Source organism: Nocardia acididurans (assembly GCF_016741815.1).
In the GTDB taxonomy this organism is placed as follows: domain Bacteria; phylum Actinomycetota; class Actinomycetes; order Mycobacteriales; family Mycobacteriaceae; genus Nocardia; species Nocardia acididurans.
In genome coordinates this window covers 553,107-559,859 of record NZ_JAERRJ010000005.1, presented here as the reverse complement: position 1 = coordinate 559,859, position 6,753 = coordinate 553,107, and the positions used below count along the sequence as shown (strand labels likewise).

The window sequence follows — 6,753 nt, the reverse complement described above, 5'->3', positions numbered from 1 at the left end:
TAGAGCGTTTTCGGCAATCCGAACGGCTCGAATCTCGCAGCCCCGTGGAAGGCCACGATTCTGGCGATTCCGCCGCCGACAACAGTCAGCACTTGAATCGAATGCGCTTCGCCGTTCAGATACAGCCCGAACGCCGGCTGCCCGTTGGCTCGCGTCGGAATCATCCGCCCTTCCCCGGCATTCGTGGGGCATTGGGTGGTGATCAGCTCGATGATCCGATCTCGCCCGGCGAACCAGTCCGGAATCGGCGGCATCTCCCACATCGCTTCGGCCCGCAGCAGATTCGTCAGCGCAGTCGTGTCGGATGCTTCGATGGCGGCCGCCCATCCCTCCAGGACAGCCCGGACCTCCGGATCATCGGGTTCGGTGACCGGCTCGTCTCCTGCTCGAACCGTCGCGAGCGTGGCGTGCGCGCGTTGCAGCGTGCTGTTGACCGCGGCGGCCGTGATTCCGAGCACTTCCGCGACCTCACCGGCCTTCCACCGCAACACATCTCGAAACAGCAGCACTGCCCGCTGTCGTGGCGGAAGATGCTGCCAGAGGGCGATCAGCGCGAGTCGCATGTCGTGCCGGGCGATGACGATGGCGGCCGGGTCGGTGGCCGCGGGTTCGACGAGGGCGTCGGGCATGGGCTGGAGCCAGGGCACGGTGTCGGTGTCGGCGGCGAGGTGTTCCGGATGCACGGAGGGCCCGGCCAGGCCCGACGGAAGTACGCGCCGGCTGCTGTGTTCGAGCGCGTTGAGGCAGGCGTTGGTGGCGATGCGGTACAGCCAGGTGCGCATCGAGGCCCGTTCTTCGAAGTCGGCGTATCCGCGCCAGGCGCGCAGCATGGTCTCCTGCACCAGGTCCTCGGCGTCGTCGACGGAGCCGAGCATGCGGTAGCAGTGGGCGAGCAGTTCGCGCCGGTACGGCGTGGTGCGTGCGGCGAATTCGTCGGTTCCGATCATCCGGGCTCCTTCCGGCGGGCATGGATCACCCCTCCCTGTACCGACCGGTGCCGGGCCCGGAACTCATCGGTGCGCGGGCGATGAGTTCTCGTGTCCCGCCGGTCGGTATGTGGGCAGGCTCGATCGGAAGGATTCTCGTGACTACTTCGACTGTTTCGCGGGCGACGCAGCGCTGGGTGCTGGTGCTCGGTGCGGTCGCCTCGATGATGGCGGCTCTGGACACGCTGGTCGTAGCGACCGCGCTGGGCACGATCCGGGAGGATCTGGACGCGTCCCTGGCGACTCTGGAGTGGACGGTGAACGGCTACAACCTGAGTTTCGCGGTGCTGCTGATCACGGCGGCGGTGCTGGGTGATCGCTTCGGCCGCAGGCGCATGTTCGCGGTGGGGCTCGGTGTCTTCGTGGCGGGTTCGGCGGCCTGTGCGGCGTCGGGTTCGGTGGGGGTGCTGATTGCCGCGCGGGTGGTGCAGGGTGTCGGTGCCGCCCTGCTGATGAGTTTGGCGCTGACGCTGGTGAGTGCCGCGTTCCCGGCGGAGCGCCGGGGCTGGGCGATCGGGGTGCTGGAGGGCGTGACCGGTCTGGCGGTCGCCTGTGGCCCGCTGATCGGCGGGGCGATCGCGGAGGGCCTGTCGTGGCAGTGGATCTTCTGGGTGAACGTCCCTCTGGGTCTGCTCGCGATTCCCTTGGCGCTGACCAGGATTCCGGAGAGCTTCGGTTCCGATACGGCGGTCGACGGTGTGGGTCTGCTGCTTGTCACCGGCGGGGCGCTGGGTGTGGTGTGGGGTCTGGTGCGCGGCAATATCGCGGGCTGGTCGTCCCCGGAGGTCCTGTCGACGCTGGGCGGTGGCGTCGTGCTGATCGCCGTGTTCGCGGTCTGGGAATCACGCACGCGCACACCGATGTTCCCGGTGCGGATGTTCACGTCCCGGGGTTTCGCAGCCGGCAATACCGCGATCTTCCTGACCTACGCCGCGCTGTTCGGCGCCGTGTTCTTCTACGCGCAGTTCATGCAGCTGGTCTTCCACTACGGCCCGCTCGGCGCGGGCCTGCGGCTGCTGCCGTGGACCCTGACGCTGTTCTTCTGCGCGCCGATCGCGGGCGCGCTGGCGGATCGGGTGGGTGAACGCCCGATCATGGCGGTGGGCCTGCTTCTACAGGCGGTGGGCATGGGCTGGCTGGCGCTGATCGCGGATCCGGCAATGGCCTACGGCGCTCTGGTGCCGCCGCTGGTTCTTTCGGGAATCGGTGTGTCCATGGCGATTCCGACCGCGCAGAGCGCGGTGGTCGGTGCGGTCGAGGAGGGCGCCATCGGTAAGGCGGCAGGGGCCAACAGCATGATGCGGGAATTGGGCGGCGTCTTCGGAATCGCCGTCGTGGTGGCGGTTTTCGCCGGTTTCGGCGGTTACGCCTCGGCGGCGGATTTCGTGGCGGGCTTCGTCCCGGCGGTGGCGGTGGGTGCGGCGCTGTCGCTGTGCGGGGCGGTGGTGGCGCTGGCCCTGCCGGGTCGCGCGGCGGCTGTGCCCAGCCCGGCGGATACCGGGGAATTCGCGAAGGTACTCGAGTAGTCGTACGGTGCCGTCGTGCGGTGTCTTCCACGAGGCTGACCGCATGAAGAAGTACTGGGGGTTGTTCTGGGCCGCGGCCCTTCTCGCGATCGTTCTCGCGGTTCTTGCGATCTGGGCCGATCTCGACGCGCAGACGGTGGTCGGCGTCGGGCTCGGCTTCATCGCGTTCTTCTGGTTGATCGTCATTCTGACGGTCCCGTGGAATCTGTATTTCGCCGCCCGTCAGGCCGCGCACCGGTTGAGTGCGGTGCAGGTGCGCGAGATCCCGGTGTCTCCGGCGAGTGTCACCGAGGTGGCGTCGTTGACGAAGCGGCTGCTGGCCATGGCCGTCGGATCGCATCTCGTCACCGCGGCGATCGCACTGGTCGTCTCGCTGGCTTTCGGCTACGTCCTGGGTTACTACATCGCCGGATTCTTCCTCGGCAGTATCGTATTCCGCCCCGCCGCAGCGTATTTCGCCTATCTACGGTCGAGAATCGCGTCCATTTCGCAGGACGTCGCGTATCCGCCCGATGATGTGGTGGAGTTGCGGTCGCGGGTGCGGGCCGTCTCGGATCGGCTGGAGGCGCTGGAGTCGGCGCTGTCGTCCTGGCAGGAGTCGGACGCCCGTCAGATCGACGACCTGCGTGATGATGTGCGCCGCCAGGATCAGCGCGCCCGCGACGAGCAGCGTGCGGCGCGGGAGTCGATCGTCGGGGTGGAGCAGCGTATGACGGTGATGGTGGCGCGGTTCGACGCGGCGCTGGACGGTGTGGCCGATCAGCGCGAAATCATCTCCGGGCTACGGGCTTTCGCGCGTCTCATGCGGGAAAACCCTGGTAGTTGAGGTAGTTCGGCTCCCCGCCGGAAATTGGGATGATCCTGTCGGCCGGGGCTGTTAGGTTCATTGTCGGCGGGACCGTTGGGGGTGCCCGCCTTCAACTTTCGTCGAAGTGAAGGGAGCCGGTGATGCGTAGTCGTCCCGTCGTGGCTGCCCGTTCTCGCTTCGAGGTGATCCTGGTGTCCCTGCCGGTCCGGTGCCGGCTGCGCGGCCGGTACTGAGTCCGGACTTCTTCTATCACTGTGTCTTCGGGCGCAGTGTGTCCGGTGAATCGCGCTGTCTCTGTTCGGGTCGAAGAGAAAGACCTAAGACTGTGCGTACCAACACTTCTCGGCAAGCCATGACCGCTGTCCGCAATCTCGGCATCCTCGCGCATGTGGATGCCGGAAAGACGACGGTCACCGAGCGCATGCTGTTCCTGGCGGGTGAGATCCACAAGCGGGGCGAGGTGCACGACGGCACCACCGTCACCGATTTCGACGCCCAGGAGCGCGAGCGCGGCATCACCATCTTCGCGGCGGCGGTCGCGTGCGAGTGGAGCGGTCACCGGCTCACGGTGATCGATACGCCTGGCCACGTGGATTTCTCCGATGAGGTGGAACGTGCGCTGCGCGTGCTGGACGGTGCCGTGGCCGTATTCGACGCGGTGGCCGGGGTCGAGCCGCAGAGCGAGTCGGTGTGGCGGCGGGCGGATCGCTACGGTGTGCCGCGCATCGCGTTCGTGAACAAGATGGACCGTGCCGGAGCCGATTTCGACGCCGCGGTGGATTCCATCCGCACGCGTCTGCATCCGGCCGCGCTGGCGGTGCAGCTGCCGATCGGTTCGGAGGCCGGGTTCACCGGCGTGGTGGATCTGGTGCGCATGCGCGCGCTGGTCTGGGAGTCGGGGACACTGACCGTGGAACCGATTCCGGCCCAGCTGGAGCGGGCTGCCGGGGAGCGCAGACGTGCACTGGAAGAGGCTGTGGCGGAACGTCATTCGGCCGCGTTGGACGAGTTCTACACGCGGCCGGGTCTGTCGGACGCGCTGCTGGCCGCCGCCGTGCGCGAGCTGACCCGCACCGGTGAGATGGTGCCGGTGCTGTGCGGTGCCGCCTACCGTGACATCGGGGTGGAGGCCCTGTTGGACGCGGTGGTCGACTACCTGCCCGCGCCGCCGGATCGTCCGCTGCCGCAGGTCGAATTCCGCTGTGGTGAACCGCCTTCGGCGCTCGTACCCGATCCGGCGGCCGCCGTGGTGGCGCTCGTGTTCAAGGTGCAGGGCACCGGTTCCGGCCGGCGTACCTTCGCCCGTGTGTACGCGGGCACCCTGCGCAAGGGTGAGTCCGTGCTCGATGTCGGGGCCGGTCGCACCGAGCGGGTGGCTCGTATCCTGCGGGTGCAGGCCGATCGGCATACGGAGGTGGAGGCCGCGCAGGCGGGTGAGATCGTCGCGCTGATCGGTCCGAAGTCGGCGCGGGCCGGTGCGACGCTGTGCGCGCCGGATCAGCCGGTGCTGCTGGAACCGCCGTCCGTGGCGGAACCGGTGGTCTCGGTCGCGGTGGAGGCCCGCACCTCCGCCGATACCGAGCGGTTGACGGCGGCGCTGGCGCGGGCGGTCGAGGAGGATCCCTCCCTGGTCGTCCGCACCGACCCCGAGTCGGGCCAGACGCTGCTGTCGGGCCTGGGCGAGCTGCATCTCGAGGTGGCGGTGGAGAAGATCCGCCGTGACCGCGGGATCGAGATCGCGGTGGGGCGTCCGCAGGTGGCGTATCGGGAGACGGTGGTGCGTGGCGTGTCCGGTGTGCGATACCGGCATGTCAAGCAGTCGGGTGGTCCGGGCCAGTTCGCGGATGTCCTGATCGACGTCGAACCACTCGACGCCGCAGCGGATTTCGAGTTCGGCTCGACGGTGGTCGGTGGCCGCGTGCCGCCCGAGTACGTCCGGGCGGTGGAGGCGGGCTGTCGCGACGCGCTCGTGGACGGCCCACTCGCCGGGAACCCGGTGATCGGTGTGCGGGTCACCCTCACCGATGGTGCGACCCATCCGGTCGACTCGTCGGAGCGGGCGTTCCGCATGGCCGGTCGGCTTGCGCTGCGAGAAGCCTTGCGGGCGTGTGAGATCGCGCTGCTCGAGCCGATGGTCGAGCTGTCGGTCACCGCGCCGGAGGCGGATCTCGGCGCGGTGCTCGGCGACCTGGCCGCGCGTCGCGCCCGCATCGCCGAGTCCACCACCCGTGGCACGGAGGTGACCGTCACGGCGGTCGCGCCCCTGGCCGAGATCTTCGGCTACGCAACCCGTTTGCGCAGCCGAACCCATGGCCGCGGCACCTTCACCACCCGCTCGCTCGGCTACGAACGAGCCGCTGTGCGATAGTGCCTCGGCGAGGAGCCGGGCGGCTCGTTCCGGCGACGGATGGGCCGGGCGCCTTGCCGCTCGGCTCGAAGCCGCCGTGAGCCGGGACGCCGCCTGGCCGGGCGGCAGGTCTGCCCACCAGGTCGGGCCTGCCGGGACGTCGCCCCATCATCAGATGGGGCGACGTTTCCTTGCTACGAGCCTCGCGCAAGCGCGCTCAGTCCTTCACGAGAACGGCTCGGGTGTAGAGGAAGTCGAAGCCGCGGCGTTGCACGTTCTGTTGGGATTTCGAGGCGGGCTGGGTGGTGACCACGGCGATGTCGCAGCCCGCGGTGGCGGCCTCGGTGAGGCGGGCAGAGAGTAGGGCGGTCTGGATGCCGTGGCGGCGGTGTGCGGGCAGGGTGGCCGCGCCGGTGAGTTGGGCGACGCCCTGGGAGAGGCGCATGCTGGCCGCACCCGCGACCTGTCCGTCGTGGATGGCGAGGTAGCGGGTGACCCCGGCGGCGGAGGTGAGGTCGCGGACGGCGTCGGCGATCACGTCGCGCGGGAATTCCTCGGGCGAGGTGACGCCCTGGGTGTCGGGGTGGGCGAAGCCGTCGGCGACGGTGTCGATCCAGAGGTCGAATTCGTCCGCGCCGCTGGGCCGGATCTCGACGCCGGGCGGGGTGACGCGTTCCGGTGTGGTCTTCAGCGACAGCCCGAGCACGTTCTCGAAGTTGATGAGCCGATACCCGCGCGCGGTGAGCAGCTCGGCCAGCCCGGGTTCGGCGATGTGCGCGAGTTCGACCTGCACGGGTGCGTGGTGGGCGGCGTACCGCTGTTCGATCTCGTCGAGTTCGGCGTCGGTCGGGATGCCGGAGAAGCCGAGCCCCGCGATCTTGTTGAGGGGCGAGTCCGGTTCGGCGTAGGAGGCGATGCCCCCCGCTAGCGGGATGGTGAATCCGCCCGCGTCCGCCAGCCGGGCGCGGGCGGCCGCGCTGCTGGTGGCGATGAGTTCGACCTCGACGCTTTCGATGCGTGCGCCGAGTTCGATATCGCAGAACAAGGACTCCTTCTCACCCGTCATGCGTCGAGGGTAGCGAGGAT

General features: G+C 68.8%; 5 protein-coding genes. 3 read left to right on the top strand and 2 right to left on the bottom strand.

The window, feature by feature from the left end:
• A partial coding sequence (locus JK358_RS15880; protein ID WP_201948337.1) for a sigma-70 family RNA polymerase sigma factor occupies positions 1-947 on the bottom strand: 947 nt, incomplete at its 3' end.
• Between the two features lie 137 nt (positions 948-1,084).
• Between JK358_RS15880 and JK358_RS15875 the strand changes: the two genes are divergently transcribed.
• The 3 genes from JK358_RS15875 (at position 1,085) to fusA (ending at position 5,688) form a co-directional block, all read left to right on the top strand.
• Positions 1,085-2,512 (top strand): DHA2 family efflux MFS transporter permease subunit, encoded by a 1,428-nt coding sequence (locus JK358_RS15875; RefSeq protein WP_307817544.1) that lies wholly within the window; start codon positions 1,085-1,087, stop codon positions 2,510-2,512.
• 43 nt (positions 2,513-2,555) lie between these two features.
• Positions 2,556-3,338 (top strand): hypothetical protein, encoded by a 783-nt coding sequence (locus tag JK358_RS15870; protein WP_201948335.1) that lies wholly within the window; start codon positions 2,556-2,558, stop codon positions 3,336-3,338.
• 334 nt (positions 3,339-3,672) lie between these two features.
• A complete protein-coding gene (gene fusA / locus JK358_RS15865) occupies positions 3,673-5,688 on the top strand; it encodes an elongation factor G (RefSeq protein WP_201948333.1) in 2,016 nt (671 codons plus the stop codon).
• Between the two features lie 196 nt (positions 5,689-5,884).
• Here fusA and JK358_RS15860 read toward each other — a convergent pair whose 3' ends face one another.
• Positions 5,885-6,712: a GNAT family N-acetyltransferase gene (locus JK358_RS15860; protein ID WP_201948455.1), complete on the bottom strand. Its 828-nt coding sequence runs from the start codon at positions 6,710-6,712 to the stop codon at positions 5,885-5,887.
• Positions 6,713-6,753: the final 41 nt, after the last annotated feature.